The sequence below is a fragment of the Pseudoalteromonas rubra genome (genome assembly GCF_005887095.1).
Lineage (GTDB): Bacteria > Pseudomonadota > Gammaproteobacteria > Enterobacterales > Alteromonadaceae > Pseudoalteromonas > Pseudoalteromonas rubra_E.
Window position 1 is genome coordinate 279,115 of sequence record NZ_PNCI01000008.1, and the last position, 23,673, is coordinate 302,787.

Annotated in this window: 21 protein-coding genes; 6 read left to right on the forward strand and 15 right to left on the reverse strand. The window is 48.7% G+C overall.

Annotated features, from left to right (window positions below; all coding sequences use genetic code 11):
- Entirely contained in the window at positions 1–2,496 is a 2,496-nt protein-coding gene (rnr, locus tag CWB99_RS04600) for a ribonuclease R (RefSeq protein WP_138550806.1), read from the reverse strand.
- A gap of 84 nt (positions 2,497–2,580) precedes the next feature.
- Positions 2,581–4,680, reverse strand: a complete 2,100-nt coding sequence (locus tag CWB99_RS04605; RefSeq protein ID WP_171045260.1) for an ATP-binding protein — start codon at positions 4,678–4,680, stop codon at positions 2,581–2,583.
- 309 nt (positions 4,681–4,989) lie between these two features.
- Here CWB99_RS04605 and CWB99_RS04610 point away from each other — a divergent pair, with 309 nt between their 5' ends.
- The 3 genes from CWB99_RS04610 (at position 4,990) to CWB99_RS04620 (ending at position 7,910) form a co-directional block, all read left to right on the forward strand.
- On the forward strand, positions 4,990–5,853 hold the full coding sequence (locus tag CWB99_RS04610) for a DMT family transporter (protein ID WP_138550808.1): 864 nt from the start codon (positions 4,990–4,992) through the stop codon (positions 5,851–5,853).
- Positions 5,850–6,572 (forward strand): glycerophosphodiester phosphodiesterase, encoded by a 723-nt coding sequence (locus CWB99_RS04615; protein ID WP_138550809.1) that lies wholly within the window; start codon positions 5,850–5,852, stop codon positions 6,570–6,572. The genes CWB99_RS04610 and CWB99_RS04615 overlap by 4 nt, the downstream gene beginning before the upstream one ends.
- A 132-nt stretch (positions 6,573–6,704) precedes the next feature.
- Entirely contained in the window at positions 6,705–7,910 is a 1,206-nt protein-coding gene (locus CWB99_RS04620) for a methyl-accepting chemotaxis protein (protein ID WP_138550810.1), read from the forward strand.
- 33 nt (positions 7,911–7,943) lie between these two features.
- On the opposite strand, the gene epmA is transcribed toward CWB99_RS04620, so the two are convergent.
- Together epmA and efp are read right to left on the reverse strand one after the other, a co-directional pair.
- Positions 7,944–8,942: an elongation factor P--(R)-beta-lysine ligase gene (gene epmA / locus CWB99_RS04625; RefSeq protein ID WP_138550811.1), complete on the reverse strand. Its 999-nt coding sequence runs from the start codon at positions 8,940–8,942 to the stop codon at positions 7,944–7,946.
- A 104-nt stretch (positions 8,943–9,046) separates the two neighbouring features.
- Entirely contained in the window at positions 9,047–9,613 is a 567-nt protein-coding gene (efp, locus tag CWB99_RS04630) for an elongation factor P (RefSeq protein WP_046004845.1), read from the reverse strand.
- A 41-nt stretch (positions 9,614–9,654) separates the two neighbouring features.
- Between efp and epmB the strand changes: the two genes are divergently transcribed.
- Positions 9,655–10,674: an EF-P beta-lysylation protein EpmB gene (gene epmB / locus CWB99_RS04635; RefSeq protein ID WP_138550812.1), complete on the forward strand. Its 1,020-nt coding sequence runs from the start codon at positions 9,655–9,657 to the stop codon at positions 10,672–10,674.
- A 54-nt stretch (positions 10,675–10,728) separates the two neighbouring features.
- Here epmB and CWB99_RS04640 read toward each other — a convergent pair whose 3' ends face one another.
- Positions 10,729–10,926, reverse strand: coding sequence for a hypothetical protein (locus tag CWB99_RS04640; RefSeq protein ID WP_040644570.1), 198 nt, complete (start codon positions 10,924–10,926; stop codon positions 10,729–10,731).
- 72 nt (positions 10,927–10,998) lie between these two features.
- On the opposite strand from CWB99_RS04640, the gene CWB99_RS04645 reads away from it, so the two are divergent.
- Positions 10,999–11,292: a prephenate dehydrogenase gene (locus tag CWB99_RS04645; RefSeq protein ID WP_138545235.1), complete on the forward strand. Its 294-nt coding sequence runs from the start codon at positions 10,999–11,001 to the stop codon at positions 11,290–11,292.
- A 64-nt stretch (positions 11,293–11,356) separates the two neighbouring features.
- Here the strand turns inward: CWB99_RS04645 and CWB99_RS04650 are convergent, their stop codons facing one another.
- The 5 genes from CWB99_RS04650 to CWB99_RS04670 form a co-directional block, all read right to left on the reverse strand.
- Complete coding sequence (locus tag CWB99_RS04650) at positions 11,357–11,842, reverse strand: DUF3016 domain-containing protein (RefSeq protein ID WP_138550813.1); 486 nt, start codon at positions 11,840–11,842, stop codon at positions 11,357–11,359.
- A 164-nt stretch (positions 11,843–12,006) separates the two neighbouring features.
- A complete protein-coding gene (locus CWB99_RS04655) occupies positions 12,007–15,063 on the reverse strand; it encodes an efflux RND transporter permease subunit (RefSeq protein ID WP_138550814.1) in 3,057 nt (1,018 codons plus the stop codon).
- Positions 15,060–16,127 carry an efflux RND transporter periplasmic adaptor subunit gene (locus CWB99_RS04660; protein ID WP_249331684.1) on the reverse strand — a complete coding sequence of 356 codons (1,068 nt, stop codon included), beginning with the start codon at positions 16,125–16,127 and terminating at the stop codon, positions 15,060–15,062. The genes CWB99_RS04655 and CWB99_RS04660 overlap by 4 nt, the downstream gene beginning before the upstream one ends.
- A 12-nt stretch (positions 16,128–16,139) precedes the next feature.
- A complete protein-coding gene (locus tag CWB99_RS04665) occupies positions 16,140–16,511 on the reverse strand; it encodes a DUF3313 family protein (protein ID WP_138550815.1) in 372 nt (123 codons plus the stop codon).
- Between the two features lie 238 nt (positions 16,512–16,749).
- Positions 16,750–18,660: a flavin monoamine oxidase family protein gene (locus CWB99_RS04670; RefSeq protein ID WP_138550816.1), complete on the reverse strand. Its 1,911-nt coding sequence runs from the start codon at positions 18,658–18,660 to the stop codon at positions 16,750–16,752.
- A 467-nt stretch (positions 18,661–19,127) separates the two neighbouring features.
- Here CWB99_RS04670 and CWB99_RS04675 point away from each other — a divergent pair, with 467 nt between their 5' ends.
- Positions 19,128–19,688: a hypothetical protein gene (locus tag CWB99_RS04675; RefSeq protein ID WP_249331687.1), complete on the forward strand. Its 561-nt coding sequence runs from the start codon at positions 19,128–19,130 to the stop codon at positions 19,686–19,688.
- Between the two features lie 28 nt (positions 19,689–19,716).
- Here CWB99_RS04675 and CWB99_RS04680 read toward each other — a convergent pair whose 3' ends face one another.
- The 5 genes from CWB99_RS04680 to CWB99_RS04700 form a co-directional block, all read right to left on the reverse strand.
- The gene (locus CWB99_RS04680; protein WP_432760822.1) at positions 19,717–19,983 is read right to left on the reverse strand and encodes a hypothetical protein; all 267 of its coding nucleotides are present in this window, start codon (positions 19,981–19,983) and stop codon (positions 19,717–19,719) included.
- A gap of 59 nt (positions 19,984–20,042) precedes the next feature.
- Positions 20,043–20,675, reverse strand: coding sequence for a DUF4178 domain-containing protein (locus CWB99_RS04685; protein ID WP_138550818.1), 633 nt, complete (start codon positions 20,673–20,675; stop codon positions 20,043–20,045).
- Positions 20,676–20,743: 68 nt separating this feature from the next.
- Positions 20,744–21,433, reverse strand: a complete 690-nt coding sequence (locus CWB99_RS04690; protein ID WP_138550819.1) for a PspA/IM30 family protein — start codon at positions 21,431–21,433, stop codon at positions 20,744–20,746.
- A gap of 15 nt (positions 21,434–21,448) precedes the next feature.
- Positions 21,449–21,862, reverse strand: a complete 414-nt coding sequence (locus tag CWB99_RS04695) for a DUF2170 family protein (protein WP_046004856.1) — start codon at positions 21,860–21,862, stop codon at positions 21,449–21,451.
- A 79-nt stretch (positions 21,863–21,941) separates the two neighbouring features.
- Positions 21,942–23,633, reverse strand: coding sequence for a polyamine aminopropyltransferase (locus tag CWB99_RS04700; RefSeq protein WP_138550884.1), 1,692 nt, complete (start codon positions 23,631–23,633; stop codon positions 21,942–21,944).
- Positions 23,634–23,673 lie beyond the last annotated feature (40 nt).

Below are 23,673 nucleotides of genomic sequence, written 5' to 3' on the forward strand. Positions count from 1 at the left end.
TTATGCTCCCGCACTCGATTTGTTTCTTTTACGCGCGTTTTTTCCCGGCCGCTTTGCCTTGGTCTTGCTGGCGCTTTTCTTGGCTTTCTTCTTAGAAGTCAAAGTGGCAGCTTGTTTGGCTTTTTTAGCTTTGCCTTTGGGCGTGGTTTTCTTACTCTTTTTCGGCTTTTTCCCGTCACCTTTAACCGCTTTCGCGTCTTTATCGGCTTTGCTGTCTTTGCTGGCTTTGCCCGGGATCTTGCCGTCTTTCAGTTGTGCACGAACACTGTTAGCCGTGCTGTCTGTCGTTGTTTTACGACGCCGTCTGGCATAGCGATCCGGCACCGCTTCTTCCGCCAGGGCCAGATTGATGCGCCGCTCATCCAGGCTCACGGAATTTACCACCACACTCAGCTTGTCACCGAGTCTGAATACGCTTCGACTGTGCTCACCAATCAGGCAGTGTTTGGCACCATCAAAATGGAAATATTCGTGACCCAGATTGCTGACATGGATCATACCATCGATTTGCAGCTCATCGAGTCGTACAAACAGGCCAAAGTTAGTAACTGAGGAGATCACTCCGGTAAACTCATCACCGACATGATCCTGCATAAATTCGCACTTAAGCCAGTCTGCAACCTCGCGCGTGGCATCATCCGCGCGACGCTCGGTCATTGAACACTGTTCACCCAGCTGATTGGCCTCATCACTCTCATAAACGTAGGCACCCGACACCTGCTGTCCCTGCTCCGCCAAAATCCCTTTGATGGCACGATGCACCACCAGATCCGGGTAACGACGAATGGGTGACGTAAAGTGTGCATAGGCTTTCAGGGCCAGGCCATAATGACCAATGTTGTCTGGCTGGTACACTGCCTGCTTCATTGAACGCAATAGCATTGTCTGGATAAGCTCTAGCTCGGGACGCTCCCCCAAACCTGCCAGTGCTTCAGTGATCTCCAACGGGGTTGGCTCATGGCCAAGCGTGCTTTCGATCCCCAGATCTTGCAAAAATAACCTAAACTGGCTGAGCTTTTCCGGATCGGGCTGGTCATGCACCCGATACAAGGCACTCGCTTCATGTTTTTCCAGCAGGCGTGCTGCCGACACATTCGCCAGGATCATACATTCTTCGATCAGCTTGTGCGCGTCATTGCGCACCACAGGAACAATCGACTCAATCTTACGATGGGCATTGAAAACAAAGCGGGTTTCCAGGGTTTCGAACTCAATGGCACCGCGGGCCTGACGCTCAGATTTCAGTGCCATATACATCTGGTGTAATTCGCTGATATGCGGGTACAGTTCACTATACTGCTCGCGCAATCCTTCATCGCCCTGCAACATCGCGTGGACTTTGGTGTAGGTCAGGCGGGCATGAGAATTCATAACGGCCTCATAAAACCGGTAGCCGGACAAACGCCCCGCTTCGGACACCGTCATTTCGGCCACCATACACAGGCGATCCACCTGTGGATTCAAAGAACACAGGCCGTTAGACAGCACTTTGGGTAGCATGGGGACCACCTGCTCAGGGAAATACACTGAGTTCCCCCGAGCAATGGCTTCTTTATCCAGTGCACTGCCTTTAGGTACGTAGTGAGACACGTCAGCAATGGCAACCCACAGGCGCCAGCCGCCAGACTTTTTACGCTCGCAGTAAACTGCATCATCAAAATCCCGGGCATCTTCCCCGTCTATGGTGAGCAGCGGCAGTTCACGTAAATCGACCCGGCCAAGTTTGTCGGGCTCGGCAACAAATTCGCCGTGTTCAGCGACCTGATCCAGCACCGCCTGTGGCCACTCATAGGGGATTTCATGATTGCGCAGCGCCACCTCAATCTCCATACCCGGCGCCATATGATCGCCCAGCACTTCTGTGACTTCACCCACTGCGTTCATCTGCTTGCTGGGGCTTTGCGTGATCTCCACCTGGACCATCTGATTATGACGGGCGCCATTTTCGCTGCCAGGTAAAATGATAATGTCCTGAGTAATGCGCGGGTCTTCGGGCACAACCACGGCCATGCCATGCTCAACAAAAAAGCGCCCCACCAGCGGTGCACGTTCTTTTTCGAGCACCCGCACAATGCGCGCATCTACTTTGCCACCGGAACCACGGGAGCCCGCTTTCGCCAGCACCCAGTCACCGTGTAATACTCTGTCCATCTGATACTTAGTGATAAACCAGTCTTTGGCTTCCCCTTCTACTTCCAGAAAACCAAATCCGTCTCGGTGCCCGATGACACGCCCTTTTACCAGGCCGTCTTCGGTTGGGATCACGTAACATTTAAACTTATTGAAAAACAACTGACCGTCACGTTCCATAGCCCTCAGGCGACGCTTAAACGCGATTTGCCGCTCATCTTCAAAGACCTTAAGGTCCTGACAGAGCTGATTGAAGTTAGTCTTGTTATTGCTTTTCTGAATATGGTCAAGAATAAACTCGCGGCTGGGCACCGGGTTGTCGTATTTTTCTTGTTCTCGGCTGAGATAAGGATCCTGTTTAGACATTCACTGAGTATGTAGAGAAGTTATACCTGTATTCTAACTCAAATCCTGCCAATGGCCCACCTAACCTTGCGCTTTTTCAAGCACTCAGGCATTCTTGCGCTGGTGGCAGGATTGCAGAGCCGAGGCACTTTGCTTAGCAAACTGATGTAAGGCAGACCAGTCAATGTCACGCTCCTGAGCCGCACGCCGTCTGGTCTGGTGTAATGCCTGACGCAACGCATACAACCCTAACTGTTCAACTTCGTGCTCCAGTTGTAATAATTTCTCACGTAAAGACTCATCGGCTTGAATATCAGCCAGACCCCGCAATTGAGCGAATTCGTAGTCCAGCCTGTCACTGAGATACATTAAGCGAGAGGAAAATTCTGAGCGTTCGGTGGATTCACTTAACTGGCGCTCAACAAAGGCCAGGTCCACATAAGCCGCTTCGGTTGCTGCCAGACCACTGTTGTTCTCTTGCACAATGCGCTCTAATGCCTGGCGCAATGCGTTGATACGCAACGGCTTTTCAAGACAGTCATAGATACCCGCCTGCTGATACGCCTGACGGGCTTGCTGATCCACATCGCCCGTCAGCGCCATAACAACCGCAGATGCCAGGGCTGGCAGCTGGTTGCAGTTTGCCTGATACCACTCCAGCCCATGACCATCCGGCAAATGCATATCCAGCAATACCACATCAAAATGACTGTGTGTCAGTTGTGCATGAGCCGCAGCAAGATTTTCAACCAGGCAGTATGAAAGGCCCAGATTATCGAGATATCCGCGTACCACTTCCCGGTTCAGGTGGTTGTCTTCCACGACCAATACAGACACCTCCCCCAGTGACGTTGGTTTGCTGTCTGCCACATCAAGTTGTTTAGTCAGTTCCGAGTTGACCTGCATTTCAAAGAAGAATTCGCTGCCTTTATCAGGCTCACTTTCGACTTCCAGGTCAACCCCCATGTTCTCCAGCAGTTGCTTGCATAAAGCCAGGCCTACCCCGGCACTGTCGGCAATAGCACGCGATGCCCCGAAGGTCACAAAGGGTTCAAACACTTTTTGTTGTTGAGCTGGGCTCAGTCCGATCCCGGTGTCTTTCACTGCAATGCGCAGCTGATGACGCGTCTGGCTGAGCCCATAGCCATAGACAATCAACTCCACCTCTCCACGCTCCGTATACTTGATGGCATTAGAGAGCAGATTCTTGATCACCAGTGTAAACGGGTCTTTGTCCAGCATCACCTGTAAGTTGGTATCTATTCCTTGCATTGTCAGTGTCAGCTTTAAGTGCTTTTTCTCAGCAAGGGGTCTGAAAAATGTCATCAGCTCCTTAAGATGATGTGCAAGATTAACTGGTTCAACGGTGGTATTGGGCACAGTACCACGTGCCTGCAACAGAATTTGGTTGGCCAGATCGGACATCGACATGGATGTGGCAATAATCACATCACAAAACTGCGCATGCTGTTGTGGCTCACGCGGCGCACGTTTAAGCAACTCGGCATGCCCAACAATGGCATTTAAAGGCGTTCTGAGTTCATGACTTAGCAAAGTCAGAAAGCGTTCTTTATGCTGTGCTGCCAGCTCGGCACGATGACGTAGCTCGTGGAGCTCTTTCTCACGCCGCCCACTACACAATAAACATAACGAGAAGCACAAGATCAGAGGCATGACGATCACAGACACAGAGAAGAACTGATTCACCCAATTATTGGTTGTCAGGCTATCGTGCTGAGTATAATGATGGAGCATCAACACCCGCACAGTAAAGACTGCAAACAGGCACACACAGGATAAGGCGAAGGCCCAGTGCGCCGGAGAAAAACTCTGCCACTGACGCCGCTGACCCAGCCATAGTGCCCGCAGGCATAAGAGCATACTCAGTGCCCAGCCAAGATAATTGAGTATTACGCGGGCAATGAAGTTGGCATCAATATAGGTGTAGTACAGGTAGCCAGGAAAAAAGATGGCGCCAAGTAACCACCAGGGCCAGCTTAGACGCGGCACAGAAAAAAACGCTTCACTGCCCCGACTCAGGCAATACAAACCAATTAAGATCAGACTGTTTGGGATAAAAATAGTCCAGGTCACGGGCAGGGAAAAAGAAGCGATGAAAATACACCCCAGCGCTGTACAGAGCGAAAAGCCGGCCCAGAATGCGGTGCCCAGCAGACGGCGATGAATGAACCAATTGACCATCATAAACAACGCACACACGCACGAAGTTAAAGCCAGGATCTGTAAAAGTTGTTTAGGATCGCCCATACCGCATTAAACATCGTCAAAAAGAACTACTAGTATAGTATTAATTTTGTGCTGGCAGGAAGCAAAATCTAATCCACACGGCATTACACGAGATTACACCTAACCCTTTTATCCTATAAAGTATCAATGAAATCAGGTTTTACACTACATGAGCGTGTGCAATATCCAGAGTATCGTGTTTTGTCATTGTGCTTTAGTGACATCTGTTTACCATGGTAAGCTGATGAAAAACATACCGAGTTCGCTATGCGCCCCGAACAATCCTCATTAGTTAATTTACACCTGGCTGTACTGCTGTTCGGTGGTACCGCGTTATTCTCTAAGTTGATCTCCCTCTCAGCGCTGGATATTACGGTGTATCGTACCGCCATCGCTTTCGTCACACTGGCATGTATACTCGCCTTCAAAGGCAGTGTATTTAAGCTCAATGCGGCAAAAGATTATGCCATCGTGATGCTGCTGGGTATTTGCGTCGGACTGCACTGGGTGACGTATTTTGCCGCCATGCAAATGGCTGGGATCGCTGTGGGCGTGATTGCGTTTTTTACCTACCCGGTTATCACGGTTCTGCTTGAGCCACTGTTTTTCCGCAGTCGCCTGAAACGCAAAGATGTGTTTACAGCTGTCGTGGTGATGTTGGGCATTTATCTGCTGGTACCATCGAGCGATCCCGGAAATCAAATCACGCTGGGCATAGTCACTGGCGTTATTTCCGGGGTCTTATTTGCACTTAGAAATCTGCTGCAGAAAAAGCTGTTTTCCAGCTATGGCGGGCCACACACCATGTTTTACCAAACCCTGATAGCCGCATTGATGCTGTGTGCTTTTGTTGAGGTTCCACCGACAGAATTAAGCACGGACAACCTCATTCTGATCGTACTGGCAGGCTGTGTCTTTACGGCTATCCCGCATGCTTTATTTGCGTCCAGTTTACGTTACTTATCAGCGACAACCGCAGGGCTGATTTCTTGCTTGCAACCCTTGTACGCAACGGTGTTGGCTTATATGCTGTTGGCAGAAACCATAACTCTAACCACCCTGGCAGGGGGCGTCCTGGTTGTCAGTGCAGCCTGCTATGAAACGTGGTCGATCACAAGGAATAAGCTATGATCCAGGTTTTTGCACACCGAGGTGCCAGTGGAAACTATCCGGAAAACTCACTCAGCGCCATTCAGGCAGCACTGGAAGTGGGCGTCGACGGCGTAGAGCTCGATGTACAAAGTTGTCTGGATGATTACGCCATTATTCACGATACCTGGCTGGATCGCACCACCAATGGGCGGGGTAAAGTCAATGAAACCAGTCGCGAGGCTTTGTCTCAGCTCAAGCTCAGTAATAACGAGCCTGTGCCTACGCTACAACAAGTGCTGGATACCATAGGCCAGCAAACCACCATTAACCTGGAGCTCAAGCATACCTTCAGTCTGGATAAATTTGTAGCAACCCTAGAAGACAACGTGCAGCGTGGCGTGATCACCAGAAACCAGCTATTGCTGTCGTCTTTTGATCACCATCAGTTATTGTGGCTTAAACAGAAATTGCCCTGGGTCAGGATTGGCGCACTGACGGCGTCAATTCCGCTTACTTATGCGCAGTTTGCTCAGCAACTTCATGCACAAAGCATCCACATGGATAAAAATTTCATCAATCATGAGTTTGTACAGGATGCCAAACAGCGTGGCCTTAAAGTTCTGGCTTACACCGTCGATAAAGCCAAAGACATTGAATTAATGTTAGATTATGGTGTAGACGGCATATTCAGTAATTATCCTTGTTACGCCAAAATGGTGATCCAGCAGCAGCTGAACCATTCGTCTCAGGCCAATTGACAGGGCAGACAACTCACCGGATTATGCCGCTGACTAAAATAAATTGCTTAACCTGTAAACAGTTGCACCTGCCGGGTTTACTCTATACTGTATGCTAAAAGGCACAGTGAAGAGCCAAATATGAGTTTATACATGCGCATATATAATTTGATCGAAGAATCGTTGTTCTTCACCCTCACCCGTAAGATTTTTGGCAATCTGGGGTTTTTATTAGTTTTTCAAATCATCACCTTGCTATGGCTACACGGTGAGCTGACTGAACACGGGGGATCTACCGGAATATTCTGGTTGCTTGCGTTGATCTCAGTCGGTGCGTTTATCTTCACCTTTTTCTATATGCGCTACCTCATTGTGCGGCCCGTGCAAGCCATGCGAGATACACTGGAACAGATCAATCGTCAGGACGGCGATCTGGATGCCAGACTGCCCCAGTTTACCTACGACGAATTTCGCGACCTCAGTGAGCAATATAATACCTTTACGCAGCATCTGAGTGAGTTGCTGGCTGCCACCTATCAAAGTGCAGAGGCAGCCAATCGCAGCAATCAACAGGTTACCGACTCAATGAAGCAAACCGCCTTGCTGGGTGGCCAACAGATAGATCAGGGCGATACCATCATCGCTGCCAGCGACCAGGTGACGCATAGCCTGCAAAGCATAGTGCACAATACCGATCAGGTATATCAGGCCAACACCGAAAGCCTGCACTTTGTCCGCGGCTCGTCACAATCACTGGCCACTTTGGTCAAAGAAGTGCAGCAAATTACTCACCTGCTGGGTAGCTTTTCATCAACCGTCGCAGGGTTAAAAGAGAACAGCGAGAATATTCGCAGCATTTTGAAAATGGTCGAAGAATTTTCCGATCAGACCAACCTGCTGGCGCTGAATGCCGCCATTGAAGCTGCTCGGGCCGGTGAAGCTGGCCGTGGCTTTGCGGTGGTGGCCGATGAAGTTCGTAACCTGTCGGTCAAAGTCAACGACGCGACCCGTCAGATCAGTGATTTTATCAACCAAATGGATGTGTTAGTGGGAGAAACGCATCAGGAGTCAGAACAGCTGATAGATCATTCCAGCTCTGCCGAACAAGCCATTCGCACCACCTCACAGGGGTTTGTCGATATGTCTGAAGACTTTGAGCGTAATCAGTCACAACTCGAAGAGATCGTCAGTGCCGTACATCAGCTTGAGTCGACGCAGCAACATACCCATGGCTCCGTACAACGAATTGTAGAGTTAGGACAGTCGGCCAAAGCACAAATAGATGCGGCCCTGCAGGACTGCCAAGACGCACAGCAGCGCTCCACTAAGACGCAACAAGAGCTAAAACGCTTTGTGTAGGGCCAGCGCTGGCCCAGCGGGTAAACCTTTGGGTCAGGCTCTGTCTATATCAAACGCAATGACTTCTTTTAATTGCGTTTTACCGGTTGCCAGCATCACCAGCCGGTCAACGCCCAACGCGACCCCGGCACAAGCAGGCAAACCTTGTGCTAATGCCGCCAAAAAGCGCGCGTCTTTGGCCACCGGTGCCAGCCCCATTGCTGTGCGCAGTGCATTGTCCTCATCAAACCGGGCACTCTGCTCAACCGCATCCGTCAGCTCATTAAAGCCATTGGCCAGCTCCATACCACGATAGTACAACTCAAACCGCCCCGCGACTCTGGGGTCCTCGGCGTTGAGCTGAGCCAGTGCAGCCTGAGAGGCCGGAAAGTGATAGACAAAGCACGGTGCCTGCTGGCCAATTAACGGCTCAATCTCCATACAGAACAAAAGTTGCAGTAGCGTATCGCGATGTTGCTCTTGCTCTGCAATGTGCTCATGGCCACGCTGACAAGCCAGATGCCTGAGTTCATTCAGCGACGCTGTGAGCGGGTCTATGCCCAGGTGCTGAATAAAGGCCTGCTGATAACTCAGTGACTCAGCCTTGGGGCAGCCCAAAATAGTTTGCATCAAGGCATCTACCTCAGCCATCAGTGCAAACTCATCATATCCGGGGCGGTACCACTCCAGCATAGTAAATTCAGGATTGTGGTGACGACCCGATTCTTCATTACGAAAGGCTTTACCAAGCTGGTAAATTGGCCCACTCCCTGCAGCCAGTAAGCGCTTCATGGCAAATTCTGGCGATGTCTGCAGATATAAAGGCGTACCCGCCGCATGACCGGGTCCGACAAACGAGGTTGAAAAAGTCGCCAGGTGGACATCCGTGACTGACGCCTGTGCCAGGCTTGGTGTTTCCACTTCCAACACGTCACGTTGTGCAAAGAACATCCGGATTTTTGCGACGATCGCAGCACGCTGGCGTAAGGTATCTATGCTGGCACTGGGTGCCCATAAGCACTCAGATGCCGTGTCTGATATTGCATGACTCATAATGACTCCAGACAAAAAATCCCGGCAGCTGCCGGGATCCGTTTAACTATGTGCTTTAGCAGTTCGCCTAACGCTCGGGCAAACTGATAATAACGCGGGCTGGCTTACTTAACCCGGCTGACGTATTCACCGCTGCGTGTATCTACTTTGATCACTTCGCCAATTTGCACAAACAGAGGAACACGTACAACAGCACCTGTGCTCAAGGTCGCAGGCTTACCGCCTGTACCCGCAGTGTCACCTTTCAAACCAGGATCTGTTTCAGTGATCTCCAGTTCTACGAAGTTAGGTGGTGTCACAGCAATTGGGCTGCCATTCCACAGTGTGATGGTACATACATCGTTTTCAACCAGCCACTTCACGCTGTCGCCCAATGCTTTTTCATCGGCAGCGATCTGCTCGAAGGTTTCATTGTTCATAAAGTGCCAGAACTCGCCGTCTGTATACAGATAAGCCAGATCTGTGTCCATGACGTCCGCACCTTCAACCGATTCGCCAGACTTAAAAGTTTTCTCTAAAACTTTACCTGAGATCAGCTTACGGATCTTAACGCGGTTAAACGCCTGGCCCTTACCGGGCTTGACCACTTCATTTTCCAGAATGGAGCAAGGCTCTCCATCGATCATAATTTTTAGGCCGCCCTTGAATTCGTTGGTGCTATAATTCGCCATCGTATCCTCTAATCTTTGTATTTCGAGTAATAAACCCGCTAATGATACAAATAAATGAAGTAAATTTGCATACTAACTGGCAAAAAGAATTGGCGAATGTCGTCACCAATGCCGATGAACTGCTCAAACTGGTCGGTCTGGAGGGCCACTTCAGCGAACAGGATTTAGCCGCTAAGCGCTTGTTTCCACTTAGGGTTCCGCGTCCATTCATTGCAAAAATGCGCTATGGGGATGCTCAGGATCCATTGTTGCTGCAGGTGCTGCCTCAGCACCAGGAATTCTTGGCGAAAAGCGGATTTAACAAAGATCCCCTCGACGAACAACAGGCTGCGCTGCCTGGCTTGCTACATAAATATCGTTCCAGAGTGTTGTTGATGCTTAAAACCGGCTGCGCTGTTAACTGCCGCTATTGTTTTCGTCGACACTTTCCCTATCAGGATAATCAACTCAATAAGCGTACTTTACACACTGTCTTCGACTATCTGAAGGCACACCCGGAGATTAACGAGGTCATTTTGAGTGGCGGAGATCCACTGATGGCCAAAGATGACATGCTGGCCTGGCTGCTTGAGCACCTTGAAGCCATTCCACACCTCAGGCGCCTTAGAGTACACACACGCTTACCTGTGGTGATCCCAGCCAGAATCACAGACAGCTTATGCGATATACTGAGTCATAGTCGCCTGAAGCCCGTTCTGGTAAACCATATTAATCATGCCAATGAAATCGATGTACACTTTTCTGCGGCAATGCAAAAGCTCAAACGTGCCGGCGTGATGCTGTTAAATCAGGCGGTATTACTCAAAGGGATTAATGACAGCCTGATTGCTCAGCAAGCACTGAGCGAAGCCTTGTTTAACGCAGACATAATGCCTTACTACCTGCACTTACTGGATAAAGTAGAAGGAGCGAGTCATTTTGACGTCACGGAACAAGAGGCCATTACGCTGATGCATGGATTACTGGATGCGTTGCCAGGCTTTTTGGTCCCCAAGCTGGTAAGAGAAATCGGCGGCCAACCTAGTAAGACGCCGATTGATTTGGGACTGAGCCCGGCCTGATACCACACGCAAGCAAAGGTTTGCGAATTCAGGTTAGGCACAGCATATCAATGCCTACACGTAGACGTTGATATTATTGCCCATGGTGGCCGTGGTTGATTTTGCTGGAGCTGAATTACCAGCAGATTCAATTAAGGCCAGGGCGGCTTGTCCATCTGCTTTTTGCTGTTTTTTGGCTAGCTGCGCGCTCATTACTTCGCCGCTTTGCCCCGTCCCAGACATAGCAGGTAGGTTACTTCCGGATATATTCATAAGCTTATACCTGACAAGATTGATGGATCCAAGTACAATATCGGCCAGTTCACATAAGTCTTTAGGAAAAATATGCAAGCCGTTATCGAAAAGCTGAATGAAAATCTAAAACTTGTTTACCGTCAAGCACTTGATGCCGATAAAAAATTAGACGAACTACAGCAACAAGGTCACGGAAAATTCCAGGCACTGTTTTCTGAAGATGCGGGGTTTGACTTTGCAGCCAAACGTTTCAAGCCCTATGTACTCGATGTCGCGGCCGATGTTGAAGCCCTGAGCCAGGCCGAACAGCTGGACGAAGCACAACTCAAAAAAGCGGTTTTTAAACTCCAACAGCTGATTCAGCTGCTGGCAACATTTAAGTAGTGCGCGCCATCAAACACAGCCGGGTCAGCTAACCCGGCAAAATGCCCTAATCCATGACTCAGAATTACCCCTTCAATTTGTCTGCAATTTCCTCTTTATACCAGGTACTGAGCAGCCGCTTATCATAGTAAAACTCACTGTCTCGCCCGGTTCTCACCCGATCCATAAACGACAGGTCTTTAAGCACCATTTCCTCAGCCTGCGCTAACACTGCACCAGCATTATCAGTCAGCGTGTAACTGATTTTCAGACGAGGAAAGAAAATCGGCTTAACAATGCGAATATCATGCATGTTAAAACGTACATCGCCTGCTAAATCAATATCATCAAAAGTAATATCAAGCTGATAACCCTGCGGTGCATCCGACATCAACTTGCTAAGATGTTTCTCAAATTGAGAGGCGATCCGCTTGTAATAACCCGCTTTGCTCTCATTGGCGGGCACCACATCACGATACTCTTTAAAATCCCGCCAGGTGACATTTGTTTCACCAGCCAGCGTAGTCAGAGGACTCAGGCAAACCAGCGTGATTGCATATAGATATTTCATGGTCTTCTCCTCATGATTGCTCACCCATCTGCGGTCACATTAACCAAGCCGCATTCACTATTTAATCATCTGCATTTTTTGCTGAACGCGCAATGAAAGGTAACATTTGACGACAAATTGATACCAATCCACTGACTTTAGCAGATTGGTATCAACGCCCCATACTACGCCTTCACCGAAATACGGTACAGCAACGCATATAACACGGGCACAACGCCTAATGTCAGTATAGTTGAAAACAGCAGGCCACCCATAATCGCCAGCGCCATCGGCTCCCACATTTCGCCACCTCCCAGATACAGTGGCACTAAGCCCAATACGGTGGTTGCAGTGGTCAACAGAATTGGTCGCATCCGCTGTTGCGCAGCCTGAATAATGGCCAATACCGGTTCACCGCCCTGATCTAACTCATATTTAATTCGCTCCAGTAACACAATCGCATTGTTGATCACTATACCTGCCAAAGAGATGATCCCAAGCAGGGTCATAAAGCCAAAGAAAGATTGCCCTACCAGTAGTCCGGCAACCACACCGATAAAGCCAAGCGGTACGGTCGTCAACACTATGGCCGACTTACGTAGCGAATTAAACTGACCAACCAGCAGGATAATGATAATGAATACCGCAATGGGCATTTTCTCGGCGATGGATTGGTTTGCTTTGCCTGACGACTCAGCTTCCCCCCCCAGCTCATAGCCGTAGCCAAATGGCCAGGTTTTTTGCTGCTCATCCAACCAGGGGATCAACTTAGAAAAACCTTCGTCTGCGGTGATACCGTCCAGCTGAGCGCCCACAGTCACAGACTTGAGGCGGTCACGCCGGAGGATTTGTGCGTTTTCCCATACCACTTCGATATCTGCAACCTGCTTAAGTGGCACCGACTTACCCGATGCCTGGGAATAAACGACCATGGCTTCAAGTTTGCCAATGTCCTGTCTGTCAGCAGCCACAGAGCGCAGTGTCACTGGAATCAGCTCATCTCCCTCCCGATATCGCGTTAGCTCCAGCCCACTGAGCCCGGTTTGCAACGAACTGGCAATATCCTTACTGGATACACCGGCACGCCGGGCACGAGTCTGATTGATTTTAATCTGCAGCTTTTTAATGGGTAACCCCCAGTCATCACTCACAGCCTTTAAACCCTCAGTGTTACGCATCTGCGTTTTCAGCTCATTCACCAGCCTGGTCAGAACATGAATGTCATTACCAGACAGCCTCACTTCAACCGGGTTTTCTATGGGTGAGCCGTTTTCGATTTTGCGCTGTTTGATAAGCAAGTCAGGGTGTCGTTGCAGGGCATAAGTCTCTATCTTCTCCATAAGTTCGTCGATATGACGATAAGAAGTTGTTGAGACTATCATCAAAGCATAATTCGAGCTGGTTGGTTCTGGCGTATGCGTTAACAAAAACCTCGGCCCGCCATTGCCCACGTAACTGACCCAATTGGTAACCCCTTTTTCACGGCTCTCATTCACTTTGAGATCGCGAAGTAAGAAGGCTTCCATGTCTTTGACCATAGCTTCTGTTGCACTCAGGCGCGTGCCAATCGGCAGCTCCAGCTCAACCTTAAAATAATCCCGATCAGACGGTGGGAAAAATAACTTAGGCACCAGCTGCAGGCCCTGTAGTGCAATGAAAAACATCAGGACACAACCACCAACTGTCATCCATCGATACTTAATCAGCCCCATCAGGATTTTCTTGTAGGTTAAGTACACCCCGCTGTCGTAATTGGCTGCCTCAGACTTTACTCGGGTAAACAGCACACAGAGCATAGGGATCATGGTCATTGCCAGCAACCAGGAGCACAGTAGCGTGATGGTAACCACTTTAAACAAAGACGCGGTGTACTCACCTGTAGCTGATTCCGCCAGAAAAATAGGTAAAAATGCCGCCCCCGTTGTCAGTGAAGAAACCAGCAAAGGGACTTTCAACTCTTCAGCCGAGTCAACTGCGGCATCGACGGCAGACTTACCTCGCTCCATCTGTACCATAATGCTTTCTGACATCACAATACCGTTGTCCACCAGCATACCTAACGCAATGATCAGTGCCGCCAGAGAAATTTGATCTATGCTGATGTCAAAAAACGACATAGCGAGTATGCCGAAAACCATACTCATCGGGATCAGACTAGCTACAATCAAACCGGTTCTCAGTCCTAAGCTGAACAACATTACGATCGTAACCACCAGTACTGCCTGGATAAGATTTGATACAAAGTCATCGACTTTCTGCTCAACTTCTCGCGGTAAAAAAGACAACAGCTCGAAGTCGACACCTATCGGATACACAGACTCCAGATAATGAATTGCGTTGAGCACTTGCTCACCCAGCAGCAAGTTATTGCCGCCATGGCGCATAGAAATGGCAATGGTCATGCCTTGCCTGTCGGCGACCCGCACCTTCACTTTGGCCGGATCGACATAATCTCGGTACACTCTGGCGATGTCACTGAGCAAAATGACCTGCTCAGAGCCGGCGATATTTATAATGGTACCGGCAATGTCCTCTACCGACTCAAAATTACCGCTGGGCTCCAGTGCCAGTGTTTCATCGTCAATAAAGATTGAGCCGCCCGGATTCACAATATTACGAGCTGCCAGCTGATCTTTCAGTTGCCCTGGCGAGATCCCCAGCGATGCCAGCTTGGCATTTTCGAATTCAATAAAGACGCGCTGCTCCTGAGCGCCAAAAATATCGACTTTGGCCGCTTCTGGAAGTCGCAACAGCTCATCTCTGACCTGTTCAGCCACTTCCTCCATTTCGCGATAGGAATACCCCTCGGCAGTCAGTCCTATAACAACCCCAAACACATCGCCAAATTCGTCATTCACTATGGGCTTTTGCGCATCACTGGGGAGATGGTTTTCGACGGTTTCAATCTTACGACGCAGATTGTCCCAGATTGGCCGCATTGCTTTATAGCTTTCTTTGATATTTACGCTGACAATCGAGACACCCGTTTTCGAGGTACTTTTAACAAAATCCAGCTCTGGAATTTGTTGCACAACCTTTTCAATTTTATCGGTAACCAGCTCTTCGACTCGCTGTGGGCTGGCGCCGGGAAAGTAGGTAACAACCTGGGCTGTTCTGATGATGAACCCGGGGTCGTAATCTTTGGGCATTTTATTAAACGCCACAACACCAAAGAAGACCAAGGCAAAAATCAGAACCCACGTTGTGCGATTATTTTCTAACGCTAAACGGGTAATGTTCACTCACGACCTCCCTGGAATTTCACGACTTGCTGATCCGTCACTTTGCTCATACCAGCGGTGACCACATGAGCACCCGCAGTGACGCCGGAGATAACCGGAAAGCCCAGCGAAGATACCTCGCCGATCTGCACTGGCGTTTTACTTATTTTGCCTTTTCCTTCACCAAGCGATGATACCGTCCAGACATAATGCCCTTGTTCATCTTTCAACACTGTAGATAAGGGTAAATACAGGCGAGAACGCGCTTCGCTTGGTGCGCTGGCCATCACTTTTGCCGTCATGCCCGGCAAAATATTGTATCCGGGAGGAGGGAGCATCCCGAGTGTCACTTCGTAGGTTTTCGTCACCTCGTCAGCTTGTGTACTCACCTCGACAAACTCCAGTTCAAAGCGTTTACCCTCAATCGCAGCAAACTCTGCAAACACCTGTTTTGGTGTGTCTTTACTGACATGGATCATCAGGCTTTCCGGCACATTCACCTTCAAATTGATGTGCTCTATATCCTGTAATGTCGCCACCACTTGTTTGGCCTGCACTTCCTCAAATTGCTCCACATGTGTCCGTGCCACGATCCCCGAGAAAGACGCCTTCAGCTGTGTATACTCAAGGTTGTTTCTGGCATTGGCCAGCTTGGTTTTGGCGCTGGCAAACTGCGACTTCAGCAAGTCATAGTCAGACTGACTGATGGTGCCTGTTACAATTAACTGCTTACCACGTTCAAAATCGGCTTCCGCTTTCTCAAATGACGCCTGCGCTTCTTCCACAGCCAATTTATAGTCAGTATCATCCAGTTTCGCTATCACATCTCCTTTGTTGACTTCCTGGCCTTGTTTCACATTCAGGTGGGTTAGCTCACCAGATACTTTGAACGATAAATCAGCTGTGCTGGCTGCATCTACCACTGCCGGAAATTCCTGTAACGGTCCGAAATTATTAACACTGAGCTCAATGGTTCTGACTGGCCGCAATTGTGGCGCTTTGTCAGCCGTGGTCTGTTGTTCAGAACACGCGGACAGGTATGTCGTCATGGCAACGACTAAAAGGAAGGTGTGCTTTCTTATCATAGGTGATCACCGCTATATCATTTTTGATTTACTGATTGCTGTTACGAAGTTATCTATCCAGATATCGAGTACTGCTTTAACAGCTTGTGTATTTTCTTCGCCATAATAGACACTTAATTTCGCTAAATGTCTTGGACTCAGTGCCATTTTTCTTTGTTCATCAAGTTGCAGCCAAATTTCAAAGTGAGGCAGGTAAATGGTACGCACCTTCTCCAGCGCACCGCTTTTAAGTAACTCCGATACGTACAGGGCTGTATCAGGGTATGCCTCTGAGGGTGCTAAACGCTGATAATCAGGTAAAAACCCTGACTGGGTTGTCTTTTGAGTACTGCTACAGCCTGTCACAAACAGGGCCAGAAAAAACCATAAGATGATACAACGCATCGTCAAATCTCCATTTGATATTCAGTCCGCAATTCATACACCAGTTCAGTGCAACAGTCTGATCTAACGTGTTAATTGATGTATTCACACCGGCATTCAAAGTCTTCTATAAAAATAGCAGCCTTTTGCTTGGGTGCAGCAACATTTCCCCATCAAGACACCATTTATTCAGCAGATGTGCTGACAATGCATAGATCCAGAAGTGGCGTCTGTTACGCCACTTCCGCTTTTTATACCGCTAAACGCCTTCAACCATAAGGCGTGTATCCGGCAGACATGCCAAGTGCGGAATGGCCAGATCCGGACGTTCCATGCGGTTCAATGCGTTCAGTGCCGCGGCAATAGCGCCCTCTTGCCAACCCGGTAAGGATGACAGCTGATCACCGACGATAAAGAAGTTTGGCTGGGTTTGTGCTCCCTCAGAGGTCGTCACTGAACTCCCCTGTGTCAACACGTTAAAGTGATGCACAGCCTGATCACCAACGACATGCCATTGGGCCCAACCCCCTTTGATATAAGGCATGTTTTGCCAGGCAATCGCCAGACCATGCTCCAGACCATCACCAAATGCGTGACCAAATAACTTAGCGCCCTCACGTGCTTTGTCCAGACGTGCCTGAACTGGTAATTTACCCCACTCATAAGCAATTTCTGAGAAGTTATAAGCCCCTGTGAGCACGCCTTTTTGATCATGATAAGCTGTAGAAGGGTACCAGATCTGAGTAATATCATTGTCTGTCCATGAAATCCCACCGAAAATGGGGACCACACCAATTTCTGAGTCTGGCACGCTCAGGACATCCACATTAGCACTATCATCATGAACTTCCTGGACCTGGCTGCCCTGCCACAAGTAACGGTCTGCCTGCCAGCCTACTTTGGTGGTGCAGGCCAGAAACTTAGCCTGATAACCGCCTTGTTCATCGATAAACTGCGACTGATATACCGCCTGTAGTGCCGACTTAAACTCGCCATTGAGGCCCACTTTGCTGTTTGGATCCTGAAGCTCTTCTGACAGTATTTCTTTTAAGAAAGGGATCGCCATATTGCTAAAGCAATAGTCAGCATACACAACATCAACATCTTGGGTGCCGATTTTGGCAATAGAGATTGCAAACTGCTGACGTGATGCGTCCCAGTCTATATGCTTGACCGGACTATTGAGTAATATGGTACCACCCAGTGCAGCGACCTGTTGCGCGAATGCATGCTGAACCTGATCCATGCCCCCTACTGGCTGAAACAAAGTTGCCTGCCAAAGAAAATCAACGGGCTGATAAAAACGTGTCTTGTCCCAAAACTCTGAGCCCAGCAAGCTATCAAAACTCAAAGGTTCAGCTATCGTGCCGGCATCCACACCTGGTAGTTCGGTATAACCTGCCCGGGAACGACCATTCTCCATACCATCCTGACCGGCAGTGACCACATACTTGCCCATATTCGGCCCACTCGGAACTAGCTCTCCAAAGCTGATCATAAGCTCCCTAAGCTGCTCAGCGCGGCGCTGCACATCCTGCGCGCCGACCCCACACTCAGTGGTTTTGATCAACTGCTCAGCGTTTTCAAATACCATTTGCGCCAGCCAGCCACGCGTATTATGGTCCAGGCGTCGGTATACCAGCGGAAGACCCGCAAAACTATCCGACATCTGAACCAGGTTTGACTCACTGTTCATCACGTAAACTTCCACATCTACACTGAACTGTTTGAGGTATGACAGCAGACGTTTATGGCTGGAGGGGATCCGCCCCGGACCGGCATTCAGATAGGGTTCCGCGTCGCCTTGTGGTCTGTCAAAACGGACCACCTGAGGCTGGCCCGGTTTGGAATTAAATAACTCACTGTCGACATCTTCAATTAACGTGTCTCCCGTGCGCAGGCTCAAACAGCGGCCTCCTGTGCGGCCTTGCGCTTCTAACACAGTGACTTCCATACCCGACTGCTGTGCTAACAACTCATAGGCAGTCGTCAGCCCGGACACGCCTGCACCGATGATCACGGCTTTTTTGCCCTGATATTTATTTTTGGTCAGGGTAACGGGGCCCGGAGTAACCTTAAGTTGCTGATTGGTTGCATCATCCAGTGCAGCATGTGCTCTGGCTTTGGGATGCTGTTGAAAAAAACGTGCGCGTGATTGGTGTTCTGCCATGAGTTGCTCCTTAAAAAACACCGCCCCATGCCAGCTCTTTCACTCATTGTGGTTAACGGGTAAACACCCGACATACATATCATGATGCAACACATAGAGCCGACCTGGTGGCCTGGGATAATAAACTGTCCCTACTACCTGCTGACTCCAGTAAGGTTTACCGCCTGTATCGCAAGCTGTTGCCTATGATGCAAGCCAGCGGTGATATCAGGCCCTGTAACTCTAGCTCAGTCACGCCTGTTCTGCCTGCTCATATTATGAATATATTCATGGTTACCACAAAACCGTGCGCTTACGGCTCCATTTTTCCAAGCCACTATCATTTAATCAAAATACTCAAAGGTTGGTAAAAAGCAAAATATAAGGCCCAGTAACACACTAAAAATCAAGGAATTAAAAATGGAATACTCATTGCTTTCATACGTTAAATCCTAACCTAAGAACAACCGCTATAAGGAAGACAAAGTATGAATACGCAACAACTCAGCAGAACAAGAAATGTGTTTCTGATTGTCGTTCTGCTACTTCAGGCAGCTCAACTAATTTGGGAACATTTCAATGGTGGCATCGTCACCCATCATTTACTGATGCGTGCAGACTTACCGGGCATTTCAAACTGGTGGGGGCTGATTATTTTGCCCGCGCTGGTGTGGATAACAGGCATGCACATTCAGGCTAGGTTGACTGCAAATACACAGCACGACATGGTCGACAATAAAGCCTGGCGTAATATTCAACTGGGGTTTTGGTTACTGTTACTGTTCAGTCTGTGCCAGGCAATTATCTTCAGTCTGGGCTTTCATACGCTGGCCAAATTCATGTTACTGGGGCTGTTGATCACCGCACTGTTTATGCCACTTTATAGAATGGAGTGCATTCTGGGCTATGTTCTGGGCGCCAGTTTAACCTCAGGGCCCGCGATGCCTTTTGTCGGTGTGATGTTGTTTGCAACGGTATCGGCTTTGTCTCATTTTGCGATAAAACCTTTGATCGCGCGCGCTATTACCAAAAAGCACAGTACAAACTGATGAAGTAGGAAGCAGGGTGAGCACAGAGCTACCCCTGCGACTCGGTATAGCGATTGATCAGTAAACTGGCAACCTGCTGCTTTACTGCGCGCTTGTCGTTGGGGTCCACACCAAAACGTTGTGCCAGCAAGGCAATTTCTTCATCGGTAAGATTAAACGACAATCGCTGTCGGGTTTTTTTTGATTTGACCTCTAAATCGAGGATTTTTCGGATCATATCCGACGGCGTGAGTTCTTCGTCAATAGCCTGCTTTTTAAGGCTTTTCTGAACCTCAGTGGTTAAATCAAACGCCATCTGGGTGGCACGCAACGCCCGTTCCTGACGTTGCCATTTAGTTTGTTTATCAGTCACTATCAGGCCCCGGGAAACAGATCAACAATGTCGCTAAGCGGCCGAGTTAAAACCAGAGATACGTCTGTCTCACCGCCATCCCAAATTTCAATATTGATACTGTGCTTCTCATCGGGCGATACCAGCTCAATCACTTCACAGGTTTCACCGCTTTCATCCTGGTAACGCGGCAATGTGCGCCCCCGATAGTCCTGCTCGTAATAATAGGCCACATAAGGTGCCTCGCTTTGCTGATAACTCTGTCCCAGAAAACGCTCAAAGGCTGCCGGTCTGGCCTGTGTCTTAATTTCTGTCAGGGATTCTTCATCAAAAATCCGCGCAAATTCGTCCAGCGTAAATATCGCATCCACATCATCGCGTTGGATCTTCACTGCAAAGTTAGCAAATTCTTCGCCGTCATCTTGTTCTATCTGTAAAAAGACCACTTTGCCTGACTCTGATTCAAGCACAAACTCATACTCAGCACTGTGTTGATATTGATAGGTTTGCACCGCTGTGACCTTAAGCGTCTGACCTTTCAGCCAATCGGGGTAGGCAAAGGAATCAATCACCGTCAACATGTCTCCGACACGCAAGTCGCGGGCATGATTCAACTGACGCTCAGGGGCTTTCTTAGATTTGAAAAAACCAAACATAACTCACCTTTGAGAAAATAAACAAGGCAAAAAAGGAGGCCAGGCCTCCTTTTATCATTCAAACCACATTACTTGGCTTGTTTTGCCTTAATGCGATCCAGAATATCATTGCTCTTTTGCGTTGAGCCAATGCCCGCTTCCGCCATTTTTGCTTTCAGATCCGCGCCTGTTTCAGCGGCTTCCAGCTCTTTCGCTGCGGCCAGTTGGTCTTGTCTGTCCAGCTGACGTTGCTTAATACGCTCCAGTGACTGACGTGCATTCACCATAGACGACTCATTGGTGTTAAGCGTGCTGTTTACCGCCATGGTCGCCTTTTGCACGCTTTCAGTGGTTTTTACCATAGTCAATTGACGCTGATTTTCTTTGATCGACTTTTCTGCGTCCTTGACTTGCTGCTTAAGCAGGATCACATGCTTAGTAAAGCCATCCAGCACTTGCTGATGCTCTTCTTTCTCTGTTTCAAATTCGCCAATCTTTTCAGCGATTTCGACTGCCAGCGCTTCATTACCCTGCTGCAATGCCTGACCTGCGTAGTCTTCATGCTCGGCAATGCTCTCATCCAGGGCGGCCAGTTTGCGTTTAGTCTGCATCTCTTTCGCCATCACTTCGGTCAGGCTTTTTTTGGCTTTTGCCAGCGCATTTTTGGCGTCGGCAATTTCCTGCTCAAAGATGCGAATGCCATTGGCATCGACAATCGACTCACCCACTTCACGGGCGCCGCCACGTACGGCTGTAAATAATTTCTTTAAAATACTCATCTCACTGCTCCACTATTAATCTTTTAAATACACAGTCACGGCATCAAGCGCTTCGATGGCATTGTCTGCCAGAGTGACCAGTTCGTGCGTTATTTCATCGATGGAGGAGGAAACAGCCAGTGCGCCAAAAATAGCGTACTGTTCATCAATCTTAGCAAACGCACTCAAGGGGATAGGTACATTGAGTTTTAACAAAGCTTCATTTAACTCGTTCAATAACTCAGGCTTCACTTCGTTTTCATTAAACAGATAGCTGATACACACCAGCTGCTCTTCTGTCTGAGTCACAAAAATCGGTAATTCGTCATTTCCCTCTACAATCACTTGCAATACATCTTGCTCACCCTCATTGCTGATCAGAAAGGACTCGAAGTTAGCACCTTCCGTTTCAAATGATGCCAATTTGATTGATAGTTCATTTAATTCCATCTTTTTTACCTTTTCGTTTTGACATATTATGTCTGAGTTAAGATTTGCACGTGCGACATAATATGTCAACACTGTTGCGTTAATTTTTATACAACTCATCTTCCGTTTGCCATGCCTGGCGGTAATAATCGTACAGAACACCAGAGCCTAAACGATTGACTTCAATATCTTTATTATTATCAAAGAAACGGTTAGGAAAGGCGAAAGAGGACAGTAAATATTTTTTACTCACCCAGTTGCTGGCAACCGGCAGGTGCTCGGCTGATGCAATTCTTGCACTGGCGGACTGGCCGGTACGCGTTGCAATTGTCCATCCCCATTGACCAAAGGAAGGAATGTTCTGCTGATACTGCTCTACATGCTCAAACCCGGCCTGTTTTACCGTTTTTGCGATACTGATAAAGGCACTCTTGGCATGGTAAGGCGATGTCGACTGAATGGCTAATGCCCCATCGGGTGCCAACAATTGCCGAACATGATTATAAAAATAATCACTGTAAAGTTTATTCAGATCCGGATGGTTAGGGTCTGGCAGATCAATAATAATTGTATCGAATTGCTCACCGCGGTCGAGCATACTTTCGACTTCTAAAAAAGCGTCTGCCACAATTACCTCCGCCCTGGAGGAATTAAGCGCATTCTGGTTGAGCTGCACCAGCTTGGACGTAATCTCTGGCCTTGCCTCAAACGCCTGCCCCTGCAAACCAAACAATGACAGCAGCTGACCATCCAGGTCAATCAAGGTTGCGTTTTGTACCGGCCACTTAAGTACATCACGTAACGCCAGACCATCGCCACCACCAATGATCAGCACTTTATCATGGCGATTAGACGCCAGCATGGCCGGGTATACCAGCATAGTGTGATAGATTTGCTCGTCTACTGATGAAAACTGCAAGCGCCCATTTAAAAATAAATCATTGATAGGAGTCGCCTGCGTGCGACTAAGGCGCTCGGTGATCACCACATGCTGATATTTGGTCGACTCGGAGTAAATCACTTTGTCTTTGTAGAGCACATTGCTGAGATCTTTCATCCATGCAGTGCCATTGAGTAGTATCACAGTAAACACGCCCAGCAACAGAATATGACACACCAGCAAGAGCCTGGCAAAGCGCACATACGGATGATAACGCCACAAAAAAATCAGCCCGGCAACAATGTTAAACAACGCTGTCCAGGCAGCGGCCTGCATAATGGGCAGCGCCAGCATGATCATGACCCAAATCGCAGCGCCGACACCCGCACCAATATAGTCTGCCCCATAAATAGTGCCGGCGTTATTTTCCAAAAAGCGACCATAGACCTGCTGACGGATACGGGCGATCAAGGGAATTTCCATGCCTATCAATATGCCCAGAATTAAGCCAAATATATAAGGCAAAAAGCGGGCAAACTCTTGCAACTGCTGGAGCGGTCTGCCATCGAGTAAACTATCAGGTGGCAGGTTATAGAGACTGGAGAGGGTGTGCGGTAGGGTGTAGGTCAATGCAATAATGCTGGCGATGATCAAAATGCTGCTCATCCCCAGTAAAGCAATCAGGCTTTCCAGCCAGGCAAACGCCGTAAATGGGTCTTTAAACCAGCGCGCTAAAAATGCACCTATTCCCATTGCCACTATCATAGTGCCTATCATGGCATAAATGGCGCTTTCAACTGAGCCAAGCACCCTGCCGGCATAATGGGAGAGTAAATATTCATAGATCAGGCCACAACCAGCTAAAATGGCCATCACACCGATCAGTAACACATCGTGACCAAACAGCGACATGCTGCCGGTCACTTTAGGTTGATTTGGGGGTACCGATACA